Origin of the sequence: Trinickia sp. NRRL B-1857 (genome assembly GCF_050470685.1) — a bacterium.
Lineage (GTDB): Bacteria > Pseudomonadota > Gammaproteobacteria > Burkholderiales > Burkholderiaceae > Trinickia.
This window is the reverse complement of the sequence record NZ_JBFLUK010000011.1, coordinates 1,600,117-1,622,517: the sequence shown is the minus strand read 5'-3', so window position 1 is coordinate 1,622,517 and position 22,401 is coordinate 1,600,117. Positions and strand designations below refer to the sequence as shown.

Annotated in this window: 18 protein-coding genes and 1 pseudogene; 12 read left to right on the top strand and 7 right to left on the bottom strand. The window is 63.0% G+C overall.

All coding sequences use genetic code 11. The features are described 5' to 3' along the window. Positions 1–78: 78 nt before the first annotated feature. The 3 genes from AB1286_RS27570 (at position 79) to AB1286_RS27560 (ending at position 4,321) form a co-directional block, all read left to right on the top strand. Positions 79–948, top strand: a complete 870-nt coding sequence (locus AB1286_RS27570) for an MOSC domain-containing protein (RefSeq protein WP_430366376.1) — start codon at positions 79–81, stop codon at positions 946–948. Between the two features lie 101 nt (positions 949–1,049). Continuing rightward, a complete protein-coding gene (locus AB1286_RS27565; RefSeq protein ID WP_430367344.1) occupies positions 1,050–1,832 on the top strand; it encodes an alpha/beta fold hydrolase in 783 nt (260 codons plus the stop codon). A gap of 197 nt (positions 1,833–2,029) precedes the next feature. Next, entirely contained in the window at positions 2,030–4,321 is a 2,292-nt protein-coding gene (locus tag AB1286_RS27560; RefSeq protein WP_430366375.1) for an amylo-alpha-1,6-glucosidase, read from the top strand. A gap of 68 nt (positions 4,322–4,389) precedes the next feature. Here the strand turns inward: AB1286_RS27560 and AB1286_RS27555 are convergent, their stop codons facing one another. Both AB1286_RS27555 and AB1286_RS27550 read right to left on the bottom strand, forming a co-directional pair. Further along, positions 4,390–5,400: a DUF2891 domain-containing protein gene (locus AB1286_RS27555; protein WP_430366374.1), complete on the bottom strand. Its 1,011-nt coding sequence runs from the start codon at positions 5,398–5,400 to the stop codon at positions 4,390–4,392. 91 nt (positions 5,401–5,491) lie between these two features. Continuing rightward, positions 5,492–6,298, bottom strand: a complete 807-nt coding sequence (locus tag AB1286_RS27550; RefSeq protein ID WP_430366373.1) for a TetR/AcrR family transcriptional regulator — start codon at positions 6,296–6,298, stop codon at positions 5,492–5,494. A gap of 196 nt (positions 6,299–6,494) precedes the next feature. Here AB1286_RS27550 and AB1286_RS27545 point away from each other — a divergent pair, with 196 nt between their 5' ends. The 4 genes from AB1286_RS27545 to AB1286_RS27530 are packed head-to-tail and all read left to right on the top strand — an operon-like array spanning position 6,495 to position 12,192. Further along, positions 6,495–7,676 carry an isovaleryl-CoA dehydrogenase gene (locus tag AB1286_RS27545; RefSeq protein WP_430366372.1) on the top strand — a complete coding sequence of 394 codons (1,182 nt, stop codon included), beginning with the start codon at positions 6,495–6,497 and terminating at the stop codon, positions 7,674–7,676. 36 nt (positions 7,677–7,712) lie between these two features. Continuing rightward, a complete protein-coding gene (locus tag AB1286_RS27540) occupies positions 7,713–9,320 on the top strand; it encodes a carboxyl transferase domain-containing protein (RefSeq protein ID WP_430366371.1) in 1,608 nt (535 codons plus the stop codon). 34 nt (positions 9,321–9,354) lie between these two features. Then, positions 9,355–10,140: an enoyl-CoA hydratase/isomerase family protein gene (locus AB1286_RS27535; RefSeq protein WP_430367343.1), complete on the top strand. Its 786-nt coding sequence runs from the start codon at positions 9,355–9,357 to the stop codon at positions 10,138–10,140. Between the two features lie 45 nt (positions 10,141–10,185). Then, positions 10,186–12,192, top strand: a complete 2,007-nt coding sequence (locus AB1286_RS27530; protein ID WP_430366370.1) for an acetyl/propionyl/methylcrotonyl-CoA carboxylase subunit alpha — start codon at positions 10,186–10,188, stop codon at positions 12,190–12,192. Between the two features lie 106 nt (positions 12,193–12,298). On the opposite strand, the gene AB1286_RS27525 is transcribed toward AB1286_RS27530, so the two are convergent. The 4 genes from AB1286_RS27525 to AB1286_RS27510 form a co-directional block, all read right to left on the bottom strand. After that, positions 12,299–12,802, bottom strand: coding sequence for a hypothetical protein (locus AB1286_RS27525; protein ID WP_430366369.1), 504 nt, complete (start codon positions 12,800–12,802; stop codon positions 12,299–12,301). Then, a complete protein-coding gene (locus AB1286_RS27520) occupies positions 12,799–13,332 on the bottom strand; it encodes a hypothetical protein (RefSeq protein ID WP_430367342.1) in 534 nt (177 codons plus the stop codon). Before AB1286_RS27520 ends, AB1286_RS27525 begins: the two co-directional genes overlap by 4 nt. Positions 13,333–13,541: 209 nt before the next feature. Further along, positions 13,542–14,318: a CDP-diacylglycerol diphosphatase gene (locus AB1286_RS27515; protein ID WP_430366368.1), complete on the bottom strand. Its 777-nt coding sequence runs from the start codon at positions 14,316–14,318 to the stop codon at positions 13,542–13,544. Between the two features lie 842 nt (positions 14,319–15,160). Continuing rightward, positions 15,161–16,087 carry a TorF family putative porin gene (locus AB1286_RS27510; RefSeq protein WP_430366367.1) on the bottom strand — a complete coding sequence of 309 codons (927 nt, stop codon included), beginning with the start codon at positions 16,085–16,087 and terminating at the stop codon, positions 15,161–15,163. A gap of 232 nt (positions 16,088–16,319) precedes the next feature. On the opposite strand from AB1286_RS27510, the pseudogene AB1286_RS27505 reads away from it, so the two are divergent. The 5 genes and pseudogenes from AB1286_RS27505 to AB1286_RS27485 all read left to right on the top strand — a co-directional run. After that, positions 16,320–17,600, top strand: a pseudogene (locus AB1286_RS27505) (quaternary amine ABC transporter ATP-binding protein); the annotation flags it as partial. Beyond that, positions 17,593–18,501 carry a choline ABC transporter permease subunit gene (gene choW, locus AB1286_RS27500; protein WP_430366366.1) on the top strand — a complete coding sequence of 303 codons (909 nt, stop codon included), beginning with the start codon at positions 17,593–17,595 and terminating at the stop codon, positions 18,499–18,501. The pseudogene AB1286_RS27505 and the gene choW, both read left to right, overlap by 8 nt. A 16-nt stretch (positions 18,502–18,517) precedes the next feature. Further along, positions 18,518–19,504: a GlxA family transcriptional regulator gene (locus tag AB1286_RS27495; RefSeq protein ID WP_430366365.1), complete on the top strand. Its 987-nt coding sequence runs from the start codon at positions 18,518–18,520 to the stop codon at positions 19,502–19,504. Positions 19,505–19,612: 108 nt separating this feature from the next. Further along, entirely contained in the window at positions 19,613–20,548 is a 936-nt protein-coding gene (locus tag AB1286_RS27490) for a choline ABC transporter substrate-binding protein (protein ID WP_430367341.1), read from the top strand. A 370-nt stretch (positions 20,549–20,918) separates the two neighbouring features. Continuing rightward, a complete protein-coding gene (locus AB1286_RS27485; RefSeq protein ID WP_430366364.1) occupies positions 20,919–21,233 on the top strand; it encodes a BrnA antitoxin family protein in 315 nt (104 codons plus the stop codon). 54 nt (positions 21,234–21,287) lie between these two features. Here the strand turns inward: AB1286_RS27485 and AB1286_RS27480 are convergent, their stop codons facing one another. Beyond that, positions 21,288–22,358, bottom strand: a complete 1,071-nt coding sequence (locus AB1286_RS27480; RefSeq protein WP_430367340.1) for a GlxA family transcriptional regulator — start codon at positions 22,356–22,358, stop codon at positions 21,288–21,290. Between the last annotated feature and the right edge of the window lie 43 nt (positions 22,359–22,401).

Here is a 22,401-nt window from a genome sequence, read left to right as displayed (position 1 = left end):
CCCACGTAACAACGTCGGCCTTGATGCGGTGTTACCATCGGCGTTCGCTTATTCGCCTCGGCCCGCTCGGGCTTCGTCATGCCTTCCATCAGCCAACTCAACGTCTATCCCATCAAATCGTGCGGCGGTATTTCGCTCGACACCGTTCGTTTGACTTCTCACGGTCTCGAGCATGACCGCGATTGGATGCTGGTGGATGCGCAAGGGCGGTTCGTCACTCAGCGTACGCATCCTGCGCTAGCGCTCGTTCGGCCTGAATTGAACGGCGATGGGCTCGCGGTGGGCACGCCTGGAATGCCAACGCTCACGCTCGCCTTGGACGCCGCGGAATTGGCGGGTGCGCCCTCGGTTACGGTGACGGTATGGAGCGATACGTTGACGGCGCTCGATGCGGGCGACGACGCGGCGCGTTGGTTCTCGGATTTCCTCGGGGCCTCGGTCCGCTTGGTGCGGTTCAACCCTAATGTGGAGCGCCTCGCGAGCCGGAAATGGACCGGCGATGCCACGGCTGGCGTCCATTTTGCCGATGGTTTCCCGCTGTTGCTCATCGGCGAAGCGTCGCTCGCGGATCTGAACGCGCGCTTGAGCGGCAAAGGCGTCGATCCGATCCCGATGAACCGCTTTCGACCGAACGTCGTTCTGGCGGGCGTGGACGCATACGAAGAGGATTACACCGATACGCTCAGCATCGCGGCGGCCGACGGCAACGTGCTGCTGCGCATCGTCAAACCGTGTTCGCGTTGCCCGATTCCCACGATCGATCAAGCGCGCGGCGCGCCCGATCCGCGTTGGCCGAACGAGCCGACCGATACGATGAGCACTTATCGCGGCGACAGCCGACTCGACGGCGCCGTCACGTTCGGTCAGAACGCGATCGTCGTCGCCGGCGCCGGCGATACGCTTGCCGTGGGGCAACCGATCGAAGTCGAATTGCGGTTCGACGCATGAGCCGAAGCGTTGCGATGACCGCCCGATCGGCCGCGATCGGCCGCGCCGCCGTCGTTCCCGACGACGAAGTGCGCTTCATCGAATTGGATGGCGGGTTACGAATGCCTTACGTCGAGCGAGGCAGTGGGCCGCTTTTGCTCTTCGTACACGGCTCGCTTTGCGACTATCGATATTGGCAGCCGCAGCTCGCGGGGCTCGCCGCGCGTTATCGCTGCGTGGCCGTTAGCCTGACGCACTACTGGCCTATCGCGCCGTTGCCGAGCACGGTGCCGTTCAGTTGGAGCCGGCATGCCGACGAACTCGCGCAGTTTTTGGAGCGACTGGGCGGCGGGCCCGCACACGTCGTCGCGCATTCGCGCGGCGGTGCGGTCGCCTTCCAATTGGCCGCGCGCCATCCGCAGCATCTCCGCACGCTGACGCTCGCCGATCCCGGCGGCCCGCTATGGGCACCCGGCGAGCGCGAGGGCACGTTTCCCGATACCGTCAACCCGCTGCGCGCGCGGGCGGCGCAACTCGTCGAGCAGGGCGACTTAGAGGCCGGCTTGCAGCTCTTCGTCGATTCGGTGAGCCGCGTCGGCTCTTGGGCCAAGAGTCCGTCGGCCTTTCGCGCGATGGCGATCGACAACGCCCTGACGTTGCCGCTCCAATTCCAAGACCCGTTGCCGGCCTATACGCGTGAAGCCGCCTGGAGTTTGCGATGCCGTTCGATGCTGATCGACGGAGAAAAGAGCCCGGAGCTCTTTCGGCGCAACGTCGGCATGCTCGAAGGGTGGCTGCCCGATGTCCGGCGGCATACGATACGCGGGGCGTCGCATGGGATGAACCTTGCGCATCCGAGCGCGTTCAACCGCCATATCGACGAATTCATTCGTGACGGCGATTAGCGCGATACGCAGGCACCGCGCTTGCGCGGCTCATCAGGCACGAAGCGAGATCCGCCGCGCCTGTTGTTCCGCCCACGCGCCGCTTCGTACAATCGGAGCAAGCGAACGGCCGCGAGGCAGGGGCTCAAACGGAGCGCCCAACGAGCCGACGCGGTAAAGTGGCGAAGCGCCAACTCCAACCGACCGGAGAGAAGACGATGCTCGATACCGACGCACTGACCGATATCCCCACGCAAACCGGCTCCCCGTTGCATAGCGATCCCGACGGCGCGTTCATCGCGCCCGAGCATCCGTATATCGCACGTACGAGCCAATACGTACTGAAGTCGGGCGATACGTTCGTCGTCAACGATCCGCTCGGCGATATCAACGGCATCGACGACGGCTTATTCGTCAACGACACGCGCATGCTCTCGCAACTGCGCTTGACGTTCGGCGGGCGCGCGCCTTCGTTGCTCTCCGGTAACGTCAGCAGCGACAACACCTCGTTCACCGCGCATTTGACGAATCGTCCGCTGCCGCCGCTCGGCGGGGAGGGCACGCCCGAGGGCGTCATTCACGTCGAGCGGTTGCGCGTGCTCTGCGGCACGGTCCTGTACGAAGCGATTACGCTGACGAACTACGGCTTCAGCGATGCGGTCGTGCCGTTGTCGATTTCCTTCGGCAGCGATTTCAAGGACATGTTCGAAGTTCGCGGCCTGAAGCGAACGCAGCACGGCACGGTCGAACCGACACACGTGAGCGGCGACGAGGTCAAGCTCGCCTACGTCGGATTGGATCGAGTCCGCCGAACGGTCGATATCGCATTCGCACCCGCCCCGGATCATCTGTTCGAAGATCGAGCCGATTACACGGTGCAGTTATCGGCGCATGCCTGCGTATCGATTTACTTGTCCGTGGCCGCGCATACGCAAACGGTGGCCGGCGCGGGCAATATCGAGCCGCCCGGCGCGCAAGTCGCACAGCCGCCGCATAGCTCGCGCCCCGCGCATTTCACGCAGATCGATGCCGTCCCTCCGCGCGTGGGCCGGGCGGCAGTGCGTGCGGCGCTGGCCAATGCGCACTTGTCGATGCGCGAGCGCCGCCATGCCACCGCGCGGCTACGCTCGAGCAATCCGCTGTTCAACGCGTGGCTCGATCGCTCGTTTGCCGATCTGAGCTTACTTACGACGGATTTGCCGACGGGGCCTTACCCATACGCGGGGATTCCGTGGTTTTCCACGCCGTTCGGACGCGATGCTGTCGTCACATCGTTGCAGACGTTGTGGTTGCAGCCCTGGCTTGCCCGCGGCGTGTTGCGTTTTCTTGCCGAGCATCAAGCGCGCGAGGACTCCAAGTTCCGCGACGCCGCCACGGGCAAGATCATGCACGAGATGCGCAAGAGCGAGATGGCCGCGACCGGGGAGGTGCCGTTCGCGTTGTATTACGGCGGCGTCGATACCACGCCGCTGTTCATCGTCCTCGCGGGCGCCTATGCCGCGCGCACGGGCGATCATGCGCTCATCGCCGAACTGTGGCCCGCGCTCGAACGGGCGGCGCAGTGGGTGGCGACCGTCTGCGACAAGAACCGCCATGGGCTCGTCGATTACCGGTGCGAGTCGGACCGCGGGTTGGCGAACCAAGGCTGGAAGGATAGCCACGATTCGGTGTTTCATGCCGACGGGCGGTTCCCGGAAGGCCCGATCGCGCTCGTGGAAGTTCAGGCCTACGCATGCGCGGCGTTCGACACGATGGCGCAATTCGCGTCGCAGCGCGGTTTGACGAAAGACGCGGCGCAATATGCTGCGCGTTCCACGGCGCTGCGCGAGCGCGTCGAAGCATTGTTCTGGATGCCTGAAGCCGACTTTTACGGGATCGCGCTCGATGGGCACGGCGAGCTATGCCGCGTGCTGGCATCGAATGCGGGTCACTTGCTGGCATTCGGACTGCCGACGAAGGCGCGCGGCGAGGCCGTCGCGCGGCACTTGCAATCGACGCTCTTTCATACGGGCTGGGGGGTACGCACGTTGGCGGCCGGTCAAGCGCGCTTCAATCCGATGGCTTATCACAACGGATCGGTGTGGCCTCACGACAACGCGCTGTGCGCGCGGGGATTGGCCCGCTACGGCAACAAGCAAGCCGCCGTGCACTTGCTGCAAGCGCTGTTCGAAGCCGCGGTCAGTTTCGATATGCGGCTGCCGGAGCTCTTTTGCGGCTTGGGGCGCAGGCGCGGCGAGCCGCCCACGGCATACCCGGTGGCTTGCCTGCCGCAGGCGTGGGCCGCGGGCGCACCGTTCATGATGCTCGAGGCGTGTCTCGGCGTGACGGTCGATGCCGAGCGTGGCGAAGTGCGCATCGACCAGCCCGCGCTACCGGAAGGGATCGACTGGCTCGAAGTGCGCAATTTGCGCGTGGGCGACGGGGCCGTCTCGATCACGTTCCGCCGCGTCGGCGAGAAGGTCGTCCCCTCCACCGATAGCGGCAACGTTCGCGTCGTCGCTATGCTGTGAACGCGCCGGCTAGGGGCTAAGGGGCGCCCCGGCCGGCCACTGCGCCGGCGATCGCGAATCCGCGTCGATCAAGCTTCGAGGGCGAGCAAGGCGAACGTGGCCAGCCAATGTTCGCCCATGTAGTCCCCGGCGACGTGGGCAAGGGCCGCATCGAGGTGCGTTTCCGCGGAATCCTCGAGCAATGCTTTGCGAACGTCGCCGTCGGCCAAGGCGCCTGCCAGCGAGCGCTGGCACCAGGCTCGGCTCAGATTGAGTCCGTCGAGATGCGCGATTTTTCCGTCGGTGCGGTCGGTCACGACGGCCGGCGTGAATAGCGTCGCCGGCTCCTGTTGCGCAAGGCGAGGCAAGAACCGTTCGAACCATATGCTGAAAGCGTCGTGCGGCAGCACCCGCCGCATGAGTTCCGCCTCCATCAACGCCGGCGACAGAAACTCGTCGCCGCCCGGCTCCCATGCCTGGCAATCCATATCGCGCTTATACCAGCGCCAGGCCGTTTCCTCGATGAGCGCTTCCAGCTTGGCGCGCTCCGTTGCCTGCGCGAAATCCAAAGCTAGCGCAAGGGCGAACGCCGTATTGAAATGGGTGCCCACGCGCAGCGGATAGGTCGCTTTAGGCAGGAATTCCGTAAATCGGTCGACGATGGCATCGGCAAGCGGCGCCAGCACGCTCGACCATCGTGCCGCTTCGGGCGAGCGCATGCCGTCCAATTGGCCGGCAAGCGCCAGCAGCCACGCCCACCCATAGGGCCGCTCGAAACCGCGATTGTGAGGAAGGCTCAAATATGCGAGTTCGCCGGCGACCTTGGCTTCGGTGAAATGCGCGTTGACCACGTCGCGGATCTGTTGCGCCTGCGGCAGCGCCGGGTAACGATCGAGCAGCCGCAGCAGCAGCCAGTATCCGTGGACGCAGGAATGCCAATCGTAGCTGCCGTAGAAGATGGGGTGCAGCTCGCGCGGCGAACGGACGTCTTGAGGGCCCGCCAGGGAGTGCGTGAGCTTGTTGGGGTATTCGCGGGTCAGATGAGATAACGCCAAGGCGGCGAATTTCGAGGCGAGCTCAGGCGTGAGGCGGGTAGTCATCGAATGGGACAAGGATAAGGAAACCAAACGATAGTCGTGCCGTCCGCATTGGGCAAGTGCCCCGAGAGGGTTGCCTGCGCGATTGCCGCGTTCAATCGTCGGTTTTATCGCGCTTGTGCTTGCGCTTGTCGGTCGTGCCGGCAGCCGCTTCGGCCGCGGCGCTCGGCTGGGACACGCTCGCCTCGTAGCGCCGCATCGCTTCCCCGAGATCGTTTCTGAGTTGCACCAATGCCGCCACGGCGGGCGCCGGCGGCTGAAGCGCCGTCCACAGGATATCGATCAAACGGTCGGCCGTGACGTCGATGTCGGGACTCCGATGCGCGAGCGCCGCGTCCCACAGAACGTGCTCCACGGGACCGAACACCATCGAGCGCATCAGCCGCAGCGGCAAATCGGTCCGGATCTGCCCCGACTGCTGGGCCTGGGCGAGCACCCGCATCAGCGGGGCCGTGTAGCGGCGCTGCAACGCGGTGAGCTCGGCGCTGAGTTCATGGTGTTTCGCGCGGCCTTCCGACAACACGAGCGAGCACATGCCCGTGCCGTGCACCAACATCAGTCGCAGGTGAGTGCGCAAGATGAAGGCGAACTGCTGGCGCGGGGTGCCCTCGCGGGGCAGGCCGGTTTCGATCGCCGCGATAATTTCGTCATACCAGTCGGCGATCACCCGTGCGCACAGCTCGCGCTTGCCGCGGAAGTAACTGAACACGGTCGCCTCCGAGACGCCGAGCCGTTGCGCGATTTCGGCGGTGGTCGCGCGTTCGTAACCTTTTTCGGAGAACACCTCGCGCCCCGCCTGAAGGATGTCCTTCACGCGTTGCTGAGATTTGCGCCCCGCGGGCTGGCGTCGGGCGCCGCCTGCGTCGGTCTTCGTTTCTTCCCCAGTCTGAGTCGTGTTCAAATTCGTCGCACCCGCTTGATTGCTGGGCCGGATATTAGCACCGCAAACCCGTATCCAGATGGCGCAGCAAAAATATGAGCTTTCCTCAAGAAAACTATTGACGCATACGTAAATGTGGCGTGAAATGCGCGGTGATCGAGCGCTATGCCGCTCGTTGGGCCGCATCCGGCCACCATCCGAATTCGAGGAGACGTTCATGAGCAATGTGCCTGGTTTGCAGTTCGCGCTCGGTGAAGACATCGACATGCTGCGCGACGCCGTCGCCAACTTCGCGGCGAAGGAAATCGCGCCGCGCGCGGGCGAGATCGATCGCAACGATCAATTTCCGATGGATCTGTGGCGCAAGTTCGGCGAACTCGGCGTGCTCGGTATGACGGTGTCGGAGGAATACGGCGGCGCGAACATGGGCTATACGGCGCATATGATCGCGATGGAGGAGATTTCGCGCGCGTCGGCTTCGGTCGGTCTGTCGTACGGCGCCCACTCGAACCTGTGCGTGAATCAGATCCATCGCAACGGCACGCCGGCGCAAAAGAGCAAGTACCTGCCCAAGCTCGTGTCGGGCGAGCATGTCGGCGCGTTGGCCATGAGCGAGCCGAACGCGGGTTCGGACGTCGTCAGCATGAAGCTGCGCGCCGATAAGCGCGGCGACCGCTACGTGCTGAACGGCACGAAGATGTGGATCACGAACGGCCCGGACTGCGACACGCTTGTCGTCTACGCAAAGACGGACGTCGAAGCGGGCGCCCGAGGCATCACGGCCTTTATCGTCGAAAAGGGCATGAAAGGGTTCTCCGTTGCGCAAAAGCTCGACAAACTCGGCATGCGCGGCTCGCATACGGGCGAACTGGTGTTCGAAGACGTCGAAGTGCCTGAGGAAAACATCCTCGGTCAACTGCATGGCGGCGTGAAAGTCTTGATGAGCGGGCTCGATTACGAGCGCGCCGTGCTGGCCGGCGGCCCGACCGGCATCATGCTCTCCTGCATGGACGCCGTCGTCCCGTACATCCACGATCGCAAGCAATTCGGCCAAGCGATCGGCGAATTCCAACTGATCCAAGGCAAGGTCGCCGATATGTACACGACGCTGCAAGCGTGCCGCGCCTATCTGTACGCGGTCGGCCGCCAGCTCGATACGCTCGGCAAGGACCACGTGCGCCAGGTGCGCAAGGACTGCGCGGGCGTGATTTTGTACACGGCGGAGAAAGCCACGTGGATGGCCGGCGAAGCGATCCAGATCCTCGGCGGCAACGGCTATATCAACGAGTATCCGGTCGGCCGCCTCTGGCGCGACGCGAAGCTCTATGAGATCGGCGCGGGCACGAGCGAAGTGCGCCGCATGTTGATCGGCCGCGAGCTGTTCGCCGAAACGCTTTGATGCCGAATCAACCCTCGTGACGGAGCATCGCGCACCATGCCGATCATCGAAAGCAAGTTGAACCCGCGCTCGGACGAGTTCCGAGCCAACGCCGCCGCGCTGGACGCGCTCGTCGCCGATCTGCGCGCGAAGGTGGCCCATCTCGCGCAAGGCGGCGGTCAGGCCGCGCGCGACAAGCACGTCTCGCGCGGCAAGCTGCTGCCGCGCGATCGCATCGCGCAACTGCTCGATCCGGGTACGCCGTTTCTCGAGTTCTCCCAGCTCGCCGCGTTCTCGATGTATCACGACGCCGCGCCGGGCGCCGGCATCATCACCGGCATCGGCCGGATCGCCGGGCAAGAGTGCGTGATCGTCTGCAACGACGCCACGGTCAAGGGCGGCACGTACTACCCGATGACGGTGAAAAAGCACGTTCGGGCGCAAGAAATCGCCGCGGAGAATCGGCTGCCTTGCGTGTATCTCGTCGATTCGGGCGGCGCGAATCTGCCCAATCAAGACGACGTGTTTCCCGATCGCGATCACTTCGGCCGTATCTTCTTCAATCAAGCGACCATGTCCGCCGCGGGCATCGCGCAGATCGCGGTCGTCATGGGCTCGTGTACGGCCGGCGGGGCGTATGTGCCCGCGATGAGCGACGAGTCGATCATCGTCAAGAACCAAGGCACGATTTTCCTGGGCGGCCCGCCGCTCGTGAAGGCGGCGACGGGCGAAGAAGTCAGCGCGGAAGATCTCGGCGGCGGCGACGTGCATACGCGGCTGTCGGGCGTGGTCGATCATCTCGCGCAAAACGATGCGCACGCGCTTGCATTGGCGCGCGGCATCGTCGGCAAGCTCAATCGCACGAAGCAACCGAGCGTTGCGATGCGCGAGTCCAAGCCTCCGCGCTACGACGCCCAAAGCGTATACGGCGTGATTCCCGTCGATACGCGCAAGCCGTTCGACGTACGCGAGGTCATCGCCCGCATCGTCGACGATTCGGAATTCGACGAATTCAAGGCGCGTTTCGGCACGACGCTCGTCACGGGCTTCGCCCACATCTGGGGGCACCCCGTCGGCATCATTGCCAACAACGGCATCTTGTTCTCCGAATCGGCCGTGAAGGGCGCGCACTTCATCGAATTGTGTTGCCAGCGCAAGATTCCGCTCGTGTTCCTGCAAAACATCACCGGCTTCATGGTGGGCCGCAAGTACGAGAACGAAGGGATCGCGCGCAACGGTGCGAAGATGGTCACGGCCGTGGCGACCGCGAAGGTGCCGAAGTTCACCGTCATCATCGGCGGCTCGTTCGGCGCAGGCAATTACGGCATGTGCGGCCGAGCGTACTCGCCGCGCTTCCTCTGGATGTGGCCGAACGCGCGCATCTCGGTGATGGGCGGCGAGCAGGCCGCGTCGGTGCTCGCCACCGTCAAGCGCGACGGTATCGAAGCGAAGGGCGGGACATGGAGCGCCGAGGAAGAAGAGGCGTTCAAAAAGCCGGTTCGCGAACAATACGAGCACCAAGGGCACCCGTACTACGCGAGCGCGCGGCTGTGGGACGACGGTGTTATCGATCCCGCGCAGACGCGCGACGTTTTAGGACTCGGGCTGTCGGCGGCGATGAACGCGCCGATCGAAGAGACGCGCTTCGGCGTGTTCAGAATGTAAGGCATCGTCCTTCTCACGGAGACGATCAATGTCAATGCAATACAGCATGCTGCAAGTGGCGTTCGCGGGGCACGTGGCGACGGTCACGCTCAATCGCCCCGACGTGCGCAACGCCTTCAACGAAACGACGATCGCCGAGCTGACCGAGGTGTTCGCGAAGCTCGATGCGCGCGACGATGTGCGCGCAATCGTGCTCGCGGCCAACGGTCCTGCGTTTTGCGCGGGGGCCGACTTGAATTGGATGAAGAAGATGGCGACGTTCTCCGACGAGGAGAACCGGGTCGATGCACGGCGTCTCGCCGATATGCTCGCGGCCATCTATCGCGTCTCCAAGCCTGTCGTGGCCCGCGTGTCGGGCGATGCCTTCGCGGGCGGCGTGGGCCTGGTCGCGGCGTGCGATATCGTCGTGGCCGTCGATACCGCGCGGTTCTGCCTTTCGGAAGCGCGTCTCGGTCTCATCGCCGCGACGATCGCACCGTATGTCGTCCGTGCGCTCGGCGAGCGCGCCTCGCGCCGCTACTTCACGACGGCCGAGCCGTTCGATTGCGCGACCGCGCAACGCCTGGGGCTCGTGCACGAAACGGCTACGGCCGATATGCTCGATAGCGCCGTCCAAAAGATCACGGCCGCGCTGTGCGTGAACGGTCCGCAGGCCGTGCGCGAATCGAAGCGTCTCGTACAAGACGTCGCCGACCGCATGCTCGACGAAGCCTTGATCGACGATACCGCCCGCCGCATCGCACGGATCCGCGCGAGCGAAGAGGGGCGCGAAGGCGTCGCGTCGTTCCTCGAAAAACGCGCGCCGGCTTGGCGTGATTGACCGCAACCGACTGCAACCGACTGCCGCTTCATTGCGAGACATTCCATGTTCAACAAGATTTTGATTGCAAACCGCGGCGAGATTGCTTGCCGTGTGGCGGCGACGTGTAAGCGGCTCGGGATCGCGAGCGTCGCGGTGTATTCCGATGCCGATGCCAACGCCAAGCACGTCGCGGCTTGCGACGAAGCGGTGCATATCGGCGGCGCGGCGGCGAGCGAAAGCTACCTTCGCATCGAGCGCATCATCGACGCCGCGTTGCGAACCGGTGCGCAAGCCATTCACCCGGGCTACGGTTTTCTCTCCGAGAACGAAGATTTCGCGCAGGCTTGCGAGGCCGCCGGGCTCGTCTTCATCGGCCCGCCGGTCTCGGCGATCGCCGCGATGGGATCGAAGGCCGCGGCCAAGGCGTTGATGCATGCGGCGGCTGTGCCGCTCGTGCCGGGCTACCACGGCGACGAGCAAGACGCGGATCTGCTTCAGCGCGAAGCCGATGCGATCGGCTACCCCGTCCTGCTCAAGGCGAGCGCGGGCGGCGGCGGTAAGGGCATGCGCGTCGTCGAGAAGCACGAGGACTTCGCCCAAGCGCTGGCTTCATGCAAGCGCGAAGCGGCAAGCAGCTTCGGTAACGATCGCGTGCTCATCGAGAAGTATCTGACGCGCCCGCGTCACGTCGAGGTGCAGGTGTTCGCCGATAGCCACGGCGGCGCGGTATACCTGTTCGATCGCGATTGCTCGGTTCAGCGCCGCCATCAAAAGGTGCTCGAGGAAGCGCCCGCACCGGGGCTTGCCGACGAAGTGCGCCGGGCCATGGGCGAGGCCGCTGTGGCCGCCGCACGCGCCGTTTCCTATGTCGGTGCCGGTACGGTCGAATTCATCATGACCGACACCGCGTTCTACTTCATGGAAATGAACACGCGGTTGCAGGTCGAGCATCCGGTCACCGAAATGATCACGGGGCAAGATCTCGTCGAGTGGCAATTGCGTGTGGCTGCCGGCGAGCCGTTGCCGTTGCGGCAGGAGCAATTGCGTATCGACGGTCATGCGATCGAGGCGCGCGTCTATGCCGAAAATCCGGCGCGCGGATTCCTGCCTTCGACGGGTACCCTTAAGTATCTGCGCATGCCCGAAGGCGTCGAATTTGCGATCGGGTCGCCGTCGCGTGCGCCGATCCGTATCGACAGCGGCGTCCGCGAAGGCGACACGATCACGCCGTTCTACGATCCGATGATCGCCAAGCTGATCGTGCACGGCGCGAATCGCGAAGAAGCGCTCGCGCGCATGAGCCGCGCGTTGCAGGCCTGCGAGGCAGTCGGCCCGCAAACGAACGTTGCGTTCTTGCGTCGCATCGTCGAAAGCAAGCCTTTTGCGACCGCCGATCTCGATACGGGGCTGATCGAACGCCATCATGCCGAATTGTTCGCCCCGGCCGATAAGCCTTTCAAGGAGGCATTGGCACTGGCTTGCGGCGCGTTGATGACGCGCGAGGGCGGCGTCTCCCATGGTGCGTCGCCGTGGGATGCGCTATCGCATTGGCGTTTGAACGGCAGCTATCGGCAGACGATCGAATGGCGCGATACGGAAAACGAGAACGCATTCAAGGTTTTCTATGTGCGTGAGGGCGAGGTGCGAACGCTCGAGCATGACGGCGTCGCCGAGCCGTTCGAATGGTGGCGCGGTAGCGAGGCCCATACGTACGGTGCGCGCCTGGGCGATGCTCGCGTGACGGGCCGCGTCTTCCTCGACGGCGATCTGTTTCACGTGTTCTGCCTAGGATCGGCCCTGACGTTCGAATGGCAAAACCTCCTCGCGCACGCCGCCGACGCCGAGCACGGCGAAGGGCGATTGACGGCCCCGATGCCGGGCAAGGTCATCGCGGTCTTGGTGGAGCCGGGTACGATCGTCGAGAAGGGCGCACCGCTGATCGTGATGGAAGCGATGAAAATGGAGCATACGATCGGCGCGCCGGCATCGGGCAAAGTTGCGGAAGTGCTGTACGGCGTGGGCGACCAAGTGGCCGACGGCGCTCAGTTGCTCGTCATGGAAGCGCAGTAACGTAGTGAGCCGTCATCGGCGGATACCCACGCGGGCGGCGTGAGCGGCATGGTTTGCCGCCCCGCCGGCCCCCTCCGCCGGCGGCGCGCATCGAGCGTCGCTGCCGTTATTGCAAAGTGCCCCACCGATCGACGGCCGGCTCGGCCGATGCCCACTTCCACCGGCCGCCTTGCTGACAGGCGTTCGCGGTGAACCAGTCCACCTTCGCATCGGCCTTCTCGCCGTCGACGACCGAGAACGCGAATTCCTTGCAGTTTGCTAACGCGGTATCGAAGGCGCGGAGCACTCGCACTTCGCCGTGGCCGTTCTCGACGGGCAGCGTGTGGCTCACGCGCCACGGCTCGGATGCGCCCACCGGCATTTCGCCGACCAGCATCGCGATCGCGTCTTGTTGATCGCGATGCATGACGAGCATGTAGCGGTTGACGGCTTCGTCCGTCGCCGCCTGCACCGCGATACCGACGCCGATTCCGACCGCCGGGTTTGTGGTCACGATACCGGTCGCGACGCCGGCCGCCGCACCGCTGGCGGCACCGATCGACGAGCAGCCGCCAAGCGTCGCGCCCGCAACGGCGCACGCCAGCGCGGCGAGCATCAAGCGCGCGCTCATTGCAGTGCACCCCAGCGTTCCGTGGCGGGCTCCGCCGACGCCCATTTCCATGCATTGCCGTCCCGGCAGATCGACGCGACGTAAAAAGCGCTCGACGCCGGTTCTTTCTGGGTCGCGTCCTGGTCGACGGAGAATACGATTTCCTTGCAGTCGAGCGCGCCGGTGCTGATCGTGCGGCTCACGGTCACGCGGCCGTGCTCGTCGCTTTCGATCGCCAGCGTGTGCTTCGAGTCCCAAGGCGCAATCGCGCCGACCGCGAGCGGTCCGGCTGCCGTCGCGATGGTGTTCTGGGTGTTCCGGTGAATGACGCGCTCGGTATATTGCACGCCTGCTTTCGCGGCGGCGACGGCGCCCAGGCCAATACCGGTGGCCACCGCCGCGTTACGCGTGACTTTGGCCGCCAATGCGGCACCGGCGATACCGGCGCCCGCCGAGGCGCTTTCGCCGTATAACGAGCTGCATCCGTTCAGATTGGCAATGGCCGCGGCGGCCAACACGGCGATCGCAAACCGGTGCATGGTGAATTGCATATTGCCTGCCTCTTGGTTCTTACTTTTTTGCATTGGCTTTTCGCATAGCACGAAGCACGCCGCCGAGCCGGCGATAGGCCGGACCCGCTGCGGGCCGCACCGCGCGTGCGTTGCCGCGGCATTTTGCAGCATCGGGTTCGATAATGACACTCGGAAAATGCAAAAAATTGCAAATGCGAGGGTATATCGGCTATTTATCGACTATGCGATCACAACGGCTGGGCGGCGTTGCACCGATGGTCGAGCAGCGTCTCGGCCGAGCCGGTGCCCCCGTCGGTATCGAGGCTGCTATTGACGACGAGCCAACCCGCTTCCGCGGCCGAGGCGCCGGCGCCGGTCACGAAGATAGTTTGGCTCGCCATGAGGTCCGGGCTCGTTCGGGCGCCGGCGACGAGATCGAAGGGATTGAAATCGAACGTGGGACCCGGAATGCGCATGATCCGATAGCGGCTACCGTCGATCGTATCCCAGGTCCAAACGCGCGGCGGATCGCTGCGATGCCGAGCAAGCGCTGCGGTGGCATCGGCATGCACGCAGTCGATATGGATATGCAGTTGCTCTTGCGAGCGGCGCAGCGCCGAATTGATCTCGAGCCCAATCTGATCGTCCGCGAGCGGCTCACGCTGAGCCTTCTTTAAAGCGGTTTCGACGTAGCGGCGCGCATCCCAAGCGTCGGCCCAGTAGTTCGGGGCGGTAGGCGCCAAGAGCAGCGGACTTTCGACGCCGGAGATCCGGTCGGTCGGAATCAGCAGGTGCTGGGCGACGCCCGATCGATCTTTCAGGAGCGCATAGCGTCCCGGCAAATCGACGGTCGCGCAAAGCCCGGTTTTTCCCGTCGTACGCGCTGCCGGCACGCAGTCCAAGTTGACGATCTGCCACAACGCGTTGGGGTCGGCGGCCGCGAGGACCGAACAACCGGCCGCGACGAGCGCAGCGCAAGCGGCGACGATGAACGAACGCCGGGGGGATCGCAACGGGAGGAACATGGCTTGCCGCGTGGACGGGTTTCGAGACGCGGCAATTCTGTCATGAAACAAAAACGGACGGGGTCGAGCTGCGCAGACGCAGCGTCGGGTTGGGGCGGCGCGAGCATCACCTGCTAATGGAGGTACTTTGCCCGCAGATCTGCCTTTATATCGCGATGCGACGGCTATTAAAGCTTCTCTCGAATCGCTTCTGTCATGTCGTCTACTGGAACAACTAATAGGTTGTTAGGCGAATGCTTGTGCTACCGTATTTTCATCGAATGACGAATGCTTGGTTCAGGTAGGGTTGTGATAAGTCACATTTGAGAGCCAAAATATTCCATCGATGTCGCGCTCGCTTCTTTTGTTTGTAAGGATCGTGGGGGAGTTAAAGCGTATTCAGTGAAAGTCGTTTGCGAGGGTGAGTCATGAGTGAGCGGTCAATTGTCTGCATAATTCATAATCAGTCAAGCCAAACTCTATTGTTTGATAGAATTGATAGACGCGAGGAGGGGCAGTCGCATCCGGATGCTCTATATCCTGGAGTCACGAATCAAGTGAACATTTGGAGTGACGATGTTTTCTACGGCTGTGAATGTTGGTTTTACTACTCAATATCTCCTCGAGGTTATAATCTGGGGTGGATTAAATTGCATTTGGATAATCCCTGGATTGGTCATAACCACTGCTCGCTCGAGTTAGACGGTGGGGCTCAGAATTTACTCAAGGTTTCTCCTGCGGGATCGCAGGAGCCTGGCGGAAATAACACCTCTATCACTTTCACATTGACGGATGCGTAAGCCGTCGATGGGAGGTTTCCGACTGCCGGCCGGTCACGCCGGCAGTTAGATTCTCGGAAAGACTCAGAACACCTTCGTGATCGTCGCGAAAAACGTCGTTTTCAGCGGGTTCGAAACCGCGATGTTGCCCGACGAATCCGGCGCGCCCGTCGTGTAGCGATCATAGACGTTCGTCGCGCCCCACGCTTTGGTCACCGCACCCGTCAACGTCCAGCCGCCGTCGAACGTCTTGGAGACGGCCACTTTCGCGTCTTGCCAGTTGTAGGCCGAGAAGTTCTGCACGCGTTCCCAACCGTAATGCAGCAGCAGCGAGAAGCCGTGCGTGAGGTCGATGTTCGTGTTCAAGTCGAGGTAGCCCGAGCCCCGGCTATTCTGACCGCTGCCGATGCCGAGCGATTGACTGTCATAGCCGAAGTAGTTCGGCGTATAAGTGAGCCAGTACTTGGCGGTGAACCACTTGTACGTCAGGGCCGCGACGAATTCGCCGTAGTTGTAGCTCGTCGAGGTGGCCGACATGCGCGCGCCCGGATAGACGTAGTAGTAGACCGTCCCCGTGTACGACAGATCGCCCAACGCGCCGCCATACCCGCCGTACAGATCCCATTCGACGCTGCCCCCTTCGATGAACTTGCTGCTGACGGTCGAGAGCCACGTGCCCGCGAAAAGCCCATTCGGATTCGTATAGTCGAAGCCGCCTTGGATCGCCGGTTTCCCCCACGTTTGCCTAAAACCGCGGGAGACGTACTGAGACGCGAGCGTGACGTTGGCCGTGAACGGCGAAGTGCTGGGCGCCGGGCTCGGAGCGGCCGCGCTCGGGGCCGACGCCGGATCGGCGCTCGCGGCCGCGGCGGCAACCGGTGCGCTTGCGCCGGTACCGGCCGCATCGGCCGTTTGCGCGAATGCGGCGGGTGTGTGAAGCGGTCCGAGCAATAGCGCCGCGCCGCCAAGAACGGCGGATGATAGGCGTGACTGGGTCTTGCGGTGACTCATGGTGCGCTCCGTCGTCGTTGTAATCGGTCTTTTGTGCTTGCCCGGATTCCAATCGGGTGCGGATCCGGTTGGGCTGAGTATTGCCAGCCGATATGCGCGGTGCGCACGCATTTTCGGACGCGAATCTGTCGTTTCGCGACATGGGTCAAGCATGCGAGGATTGCATTCGAGGCACGCAGCCTTATCGTACGGGGCTCGGCGGGAAAGACGCGCGATGGCGTGATTGGGCCCGTGTCGCATTTTCGCAAGCGTGCGTCGGAATTCGTCGGCCGCACGGGGATTTTTCTGGCAACCATGTAGGCAGACTGTGCAGGCGTCGGCCTGCCGCAAGGAGACGGAAGAGATGAGTTCACCGAAGGTGATGGTGCAGGGGCTCAGCAAGGTGTTCGGCGCGAACCCCAAGCAAGCGCTCGACATGCTGGCGGCCGGTTCGACGAAGGATGAAATCTTCGCTCGCACGGGACAGGTCGTCGGCGTGCACGACGTTTCGTTCGATGTTCAGGAGGGCGAAATATTCGTCTTGATGGGGCTCTCGGGCTCCGGCAAGTCGACATTGATTCGCCTGATCAATCGGCTCGTCGATCCGACGGCCGGCAAAGTGCTCATCGACGGACGCGACGTTGTTGCGGCGCGGCGTCGCGATTTAACGGCGCTGCGGCGGACCGATATGAGCATGGTGTTTCAGTCGTTCGCGCTAATGCCGCAGCGCACCGTGCTCTCGAACGCCGCCTTCGGCCTCGAAGTGGCCGGCGTGGCTCGCAAGGCCCGTGAAGCTCGCGCCATGGCGGTACTCGAGCAGGTGGGCCTCGCACCGTTCGCGCATAAGCTGCCGGCCGAGCTCTCGGGCGGCATGCAACAGCGTGTCGGCTTGGCGCGGGCGCTGGCCGTGAACCCTTCGCTGATGATCATGGACGAAGCGTTCTCGGCGCTCGATCCGCTCAAGCGCAAGGAGATGCAAAACGTCTTGCTGCAACTGCAAAAGGAGCAGCGCCGCACGATCATGTTCGTGTCGCACGATCTCGAAGAGGCGCTGCGTATCGGCAACCGCATCGCAATTATGGAAGGCGGCTGTCTCGTGCAGGTCGGTACGCCCCAGGAGATCATCAGCCGCCCGTCCAACGATTATGTGCGAGCGTTCTTCGACGGCGTCGATACGAGCCGTTATCTGACGGCCGGCGATCTAATGCAGACCGACGCCGTGCCGCTCGTGCGCCAACTCGATGCGGCGGGCGTGGCTGCCTCGCTGAACGGCAGTGCCGATTATGCGTTCGTACTCGATGCGCAGCGCAAGATTCGCGGCTTCGTGACACGCGATGCGTTGGGCGATGCGTCGCCGCGCTTGGCGCAAGTCGAATGCATTGCTCGCAGCGCGACGCTCGAACATGTCGTTTCGCGCGTCGTCGCACACGCGCGCGCACTCCCTGTCGTCGACGACGACGGTTGCTATTGCGGCTCGGTCGATCGCGCCGTCGTTCTAAATGCCATCACGCGTACGAGAGGCTCGCATGTCTGAACTCATTCCGCTCGGCAGTTGGGTCGATCAGTCCGTCCACTATCTGCTCGATCACGATAGCCAAACGTTCGACGTCATCGGACGTGCGATCGACGGTCTCGCCGGCCTCGTCGAACATGGCTTGCAAGCCATTCCGATGTGGGCGTTGATGGCCGTATTCGTGGGGATCGGCCTATGGCGCATCGGCTGGCGATTCGCGCTATTCACGACGCTCTCGTTGCTGCTCATTTACGCGACCGGTTTCTGGGACCAGACGGTGATCACCCTCGGCCTGACGCTGTCGTCCACGCTCATCAGTCTCGTCTTCGGTATTCCGCTGGGGATTTGGACGGCCAAGGATAAGCACGTCGCCATCGTCGTGCGCCCGATCCTCGACTTGATGCAGACGATGCCGGCCTTCGTCTATCTGATTCCGGCCGCGATGCTGTTCGGTCTCGGCCGCGTGCCGGGGATCTTGTCGACGGTCGTCTTCGCGATGCCGCCCGCGGTCCGCTTGACGAGTCTCGGCATTCGTCACGTCAATCGCGAGATCGTCGAGGCGGGGCAGGCGTTCGGTTGCACGCCGTGGCAATTGCTCTACAAGGTCCAGTTCCCCAACGCGTTGCCCTCGATCATGCAAGGCGTGAACCAGACGATCATGATGGCGTTGTCGATGGTGATCATCGCATCGATGGTAGGGGCCGGCGGCCTGGGCAACGACGTGCTGGCGAGTATTCAGCGCTTGGATATCGGGCTGGGTTTCGAGAGCGGTTTGTCCGTCGTGTTGCTCGCGATCATCTTGGATCGTATTACCGAAAGCTTCGGCCGTACGCCGGGAATGGCGAACGCACCGCGCTTCAAAGGCCTGCGCAGCGTCATGCGGCTACGCGCGGGTGCCCAGCAACCGATGACGCAAAGCTGACCTGCGCGAGGCAAGCATGACGCCGGCCACCGTGATGCAGCCCGAAGCACTAGCGTCGATGCCCGTGCATTTCGGGTTTCTGACGCTGCCCAATTTCTCGATGATTGCGTTCACGAGCGCCGTCGAGGTGCTGCGGATGACGAATTACGTCTCGCGCGGCACGCACTACCGCTGGTCGGTCGTGTCGGCCGACGGCGTGCCGGTGCGCGCGAGCAACGGCGTCACCGTCACGCCGACGCGCACGCTCGAGGAAGTCGGTATTCCCGACGTCTTGATCGTGTGCGGCGGCACGCAGATCCGCAGCGCCGTGGACACGCGCGTGACAACGTTGCTGGCCGATCTCGGCGCGCGCGGCGTGCCGCTAGGGGCGATTTGCACGGGCGCCTATGCCTTGATGAGCGCCGGCTTGCTCGACGACTATCGCTGTACCGTACATTGGGAAGACATGTCGTCGCTGCATAACGAGTTCCCGCGCGTGAAGTTCCGCGACGAACTGTTCGTCATCGACCGCGACCGGTTGACGTGCACGGGCGGCACCGCGCCGCTGGATTTGATGTTGCATCTCGTAGGTGAGCGGCTCGGCCGCGACCTAGCCGCGCAGGTCTCGGCCCAATTCATCCTCGAGCGTATTCGCAGCGCCAACGATCATCAACCGATCCCGGTCGACGCGCGCATCGGTTTCTCGCGCGCGGAGCTCATCGAAGTCGTGCGGTTGATGGAGGCGAACATCGAAGAGCCGCTTTCGCTCGAAGAGTTGGCGCGGCTCGTCAGGCTCTCCCAGCGGCACCTGCAACGCATGTTCAAGGTGTATCTCGACGTTTCGCCGACGCATTACTACCTGTCGTTGCGATTGCGGCGCGCGCGGGATTTGCTGCGTACGACCGATGCATCGATTGCCCGCGTGACCAGCGTATGCGGGTTTCAATCGCCATGCCACTTCAGTAAGGCGTACCGGGCTCAGTTCGGCTACGCGCCTAGCCGGGAACGCCGGCAAGCCAATTGATTCACAGTAGATGCTTAGGAGTCCTAGTAATACGTCGAAGTATTTTTTAAAACGGCGATGAGCCGACATAATTGTGCGATTGAGGAGAGTCTAATGAACCAACGTTTGATGAAAGCCGGCTGGGCCTTGGCTGCGGCTGCCCTGATGACGACGAGTGCCTATGCGTCGGATTCGGCCGTGTGCCGCAACGTCCGTTTCGCCGACGTGGGCTGGACCGATATTGCCGCTACGACGGGGCTGGCTTCGGCCGTATTCGAGGGGTTGGGCTATAACCCCACGAAGACGATCGCATCGGTGCCGATTACGTTCGCGGGCATCAAGAGCAAGCAGATCGACGTGTTTCTGGGCTACTGGTCGCCGACGATGGATCCGATGATCGAGCCGTTCGTCAAGTCCAAGCAGATCGAAGTGTTGAGCGCGCCCAATCTGACCGGTGCCAAATACACGCTGGCCGTCCCCGACTACGTCTACAACGGCGGGCTCAAGTCGTTTGCCGATATTCAGAAATACGCCGATAAGCTCGGCGGACGCATCTACGGCATCGAGCCAGGCAACGACGGCAATGCGTTGATTCAGAAGATGATCGGCGGCAATCAGTTCGGACTGGGCAAGTTCAAGCTGGTCGAGTCGAGCGAGGCGGGGATGCTCGTGCAGGTGAATAAGGCGATTCGCGAGAAGCAATGGATCGTCTTCCTCGGCTGGGAACCGCATCCGATGAACGTGCAGATGAAGATCGACTATCTGAACGGCGGCGATGCGGTGTTCGGGCCGAATTACGGCGAAGCGAAGGTGTTCACGGCGACGCCGCCCGATTACGCGACGCGCTGCCCGAACGCGGCCAAGCTTGTATCGAATCTGCATTTCACGACGGATATCGAAAACCACGTGATGGTGCCGATCATGGACAAGCAAGACCCGAACAAGGCGGCGGCCGCGTGGCTAAAGAGCAATCCGCAGGTGCTCGACAAGTGGCTGGCCGGGGTGACGACGTTCGACGGTAAGGACGGCCTTGCCGCGGTGAAGGCGTACATCGCCTCGCATTGACGCGGACGTTCGCCCCGGGCAGGGACGGACGGTTGGTCCGGCGAAGCCATGGAGCGATGGAATTTGAAACGGGCCAGACGGCCCGTTTTTCTTTTTGTCGATGGCGCGCATGCCGTTGCCGCGCCGAGGTTTGCAGGGCGCGATCAGGGGTCATTCGTTCCGATATTGCGACCTGAACGCTGAGGAGACATCGGGGCGGAGCCAATATAGCGGGCTGGCGTCGGGGGCCATCTCGAAGAGTGGCATGGGATAATTATTGCAGCTACAATAATGCGTATCAAAATCGAGTTCGATCCTGCCAAGGATGCCGGTAACAACCAAAAGCATGGTGTGTCACTGTCTACGGCAGCCGAGCTGGATGTTCAACGCTATGAGCAGCAAACGTAAATTGGTCCATCCAACGGATGAAGAAGACGCGTCGATCCAGCGGGGTATTGCGGCGGATCCGGACACGCGCGAGTTGAGCGACGAGGAGTTCAAACGGCTGCGTCCATTTGGAGAGGTCATGGCCAAGCGACGTGCGGGACGCCCACCCTTGGAAAGCCCGAAGGAGCAGATCAGCATTCGCTACGACGCCGACATCCTTGAGGCATTTCGTGCTACGGGCGACGGCTGGCAAACACGCATGAACACGGCGCTTAGAGTGTATCTATCGGAGCATCCGCTGGGTAAAGCGTCGCGATAGCTACACGGGCGGAACCACTGCTAAAGCCGGTTATTCGCCCGCTTGCCCCCAACCTCAAGACATCGCCCCCGACGCCAAGAAATATTCGTCGCAAACCTGGTCGTCGGGGGCACTCCCAGTCTTGTTTTCGCGAAACGCCACGGGCGGCATCCCGTACTGCTTACGGAACTCGCGACCCAAATGCGACGCATCGGAAAAACCGCAACTCGATGCGATGTCCGCAACCGTTCTATCCGAGCTCGTCAGCAACCAAGCCGCCGTGCGCAGCCGTACATGCTTAGCGAAGGTCTGCGGCGTCTTACCTGTTTGCGCCTTGAAAAGCCGTTCGAGTTGACGCGGCGACAAATCGAGCTTGCCGGCCAATTCCTCTAGCGTCAGCGCACGCCCCAGATGCTGCTCCATGAGCAAGATCGCGCGCTTGATCTTCGGGTGCGTAGCCGGCTCGAGCCCCGGTGGATGGGGTTGCGGCGCGTTCCCGTTCTGCATCTCCCCAACCAGCAAGATCCGCAGCGCCTTTTGCACCGTCGCATGATCGAAATGCCGTAGCAAAATGGCCGCCGCCACATCGATCGACGCACGGCCCCCGGAACACGTAATGCGCCGCCGATCGATCACGAAGAGGCGATCGGCGACGAGCATCTGTGCATCGGCCGCCGGAAAGCGTTCGATGAAGTCCCAGTAGTGAAACCAGCTCACGCACACGCGGTGGCCATCGAGCACGCCGGCCCGCATCAGCGTAAACACCCCCGTGCAAATCCCGACGATCGTGGCGCCGTCGCTCGCGGCGCGGCGAATGAAAGCTAACGTCTCATCGTCCGCTTGCGGGCCGGAATGCAAGAGCCCGCCTACGACGACGACGTAATCGAACGGCTCGGCCTCGTCGAACGTCTCCCAGGGGGTGACCTGGATTCCGCAGCTCGCCCGCACGGGCGCGAACGTCTTGCCGACCACGCTCCAGGCGCAACGCACAGGCTTGCTGAAATCGCTATCGTCAGCCGATAGCCGCAACATGTCGACGAAGCCCGAGAACGCCGTCAGCGTGAAATTGGGCAGCAGCACGATCCCGAAGCGGATGCGCTCTCGGGCGGCGGTGGAAACGAGCGGTGACGGTTCGACGGCGTTCATGCGAGTGAAGAATAGGGGATGCAGCAGCATACCCGCCCAGCGT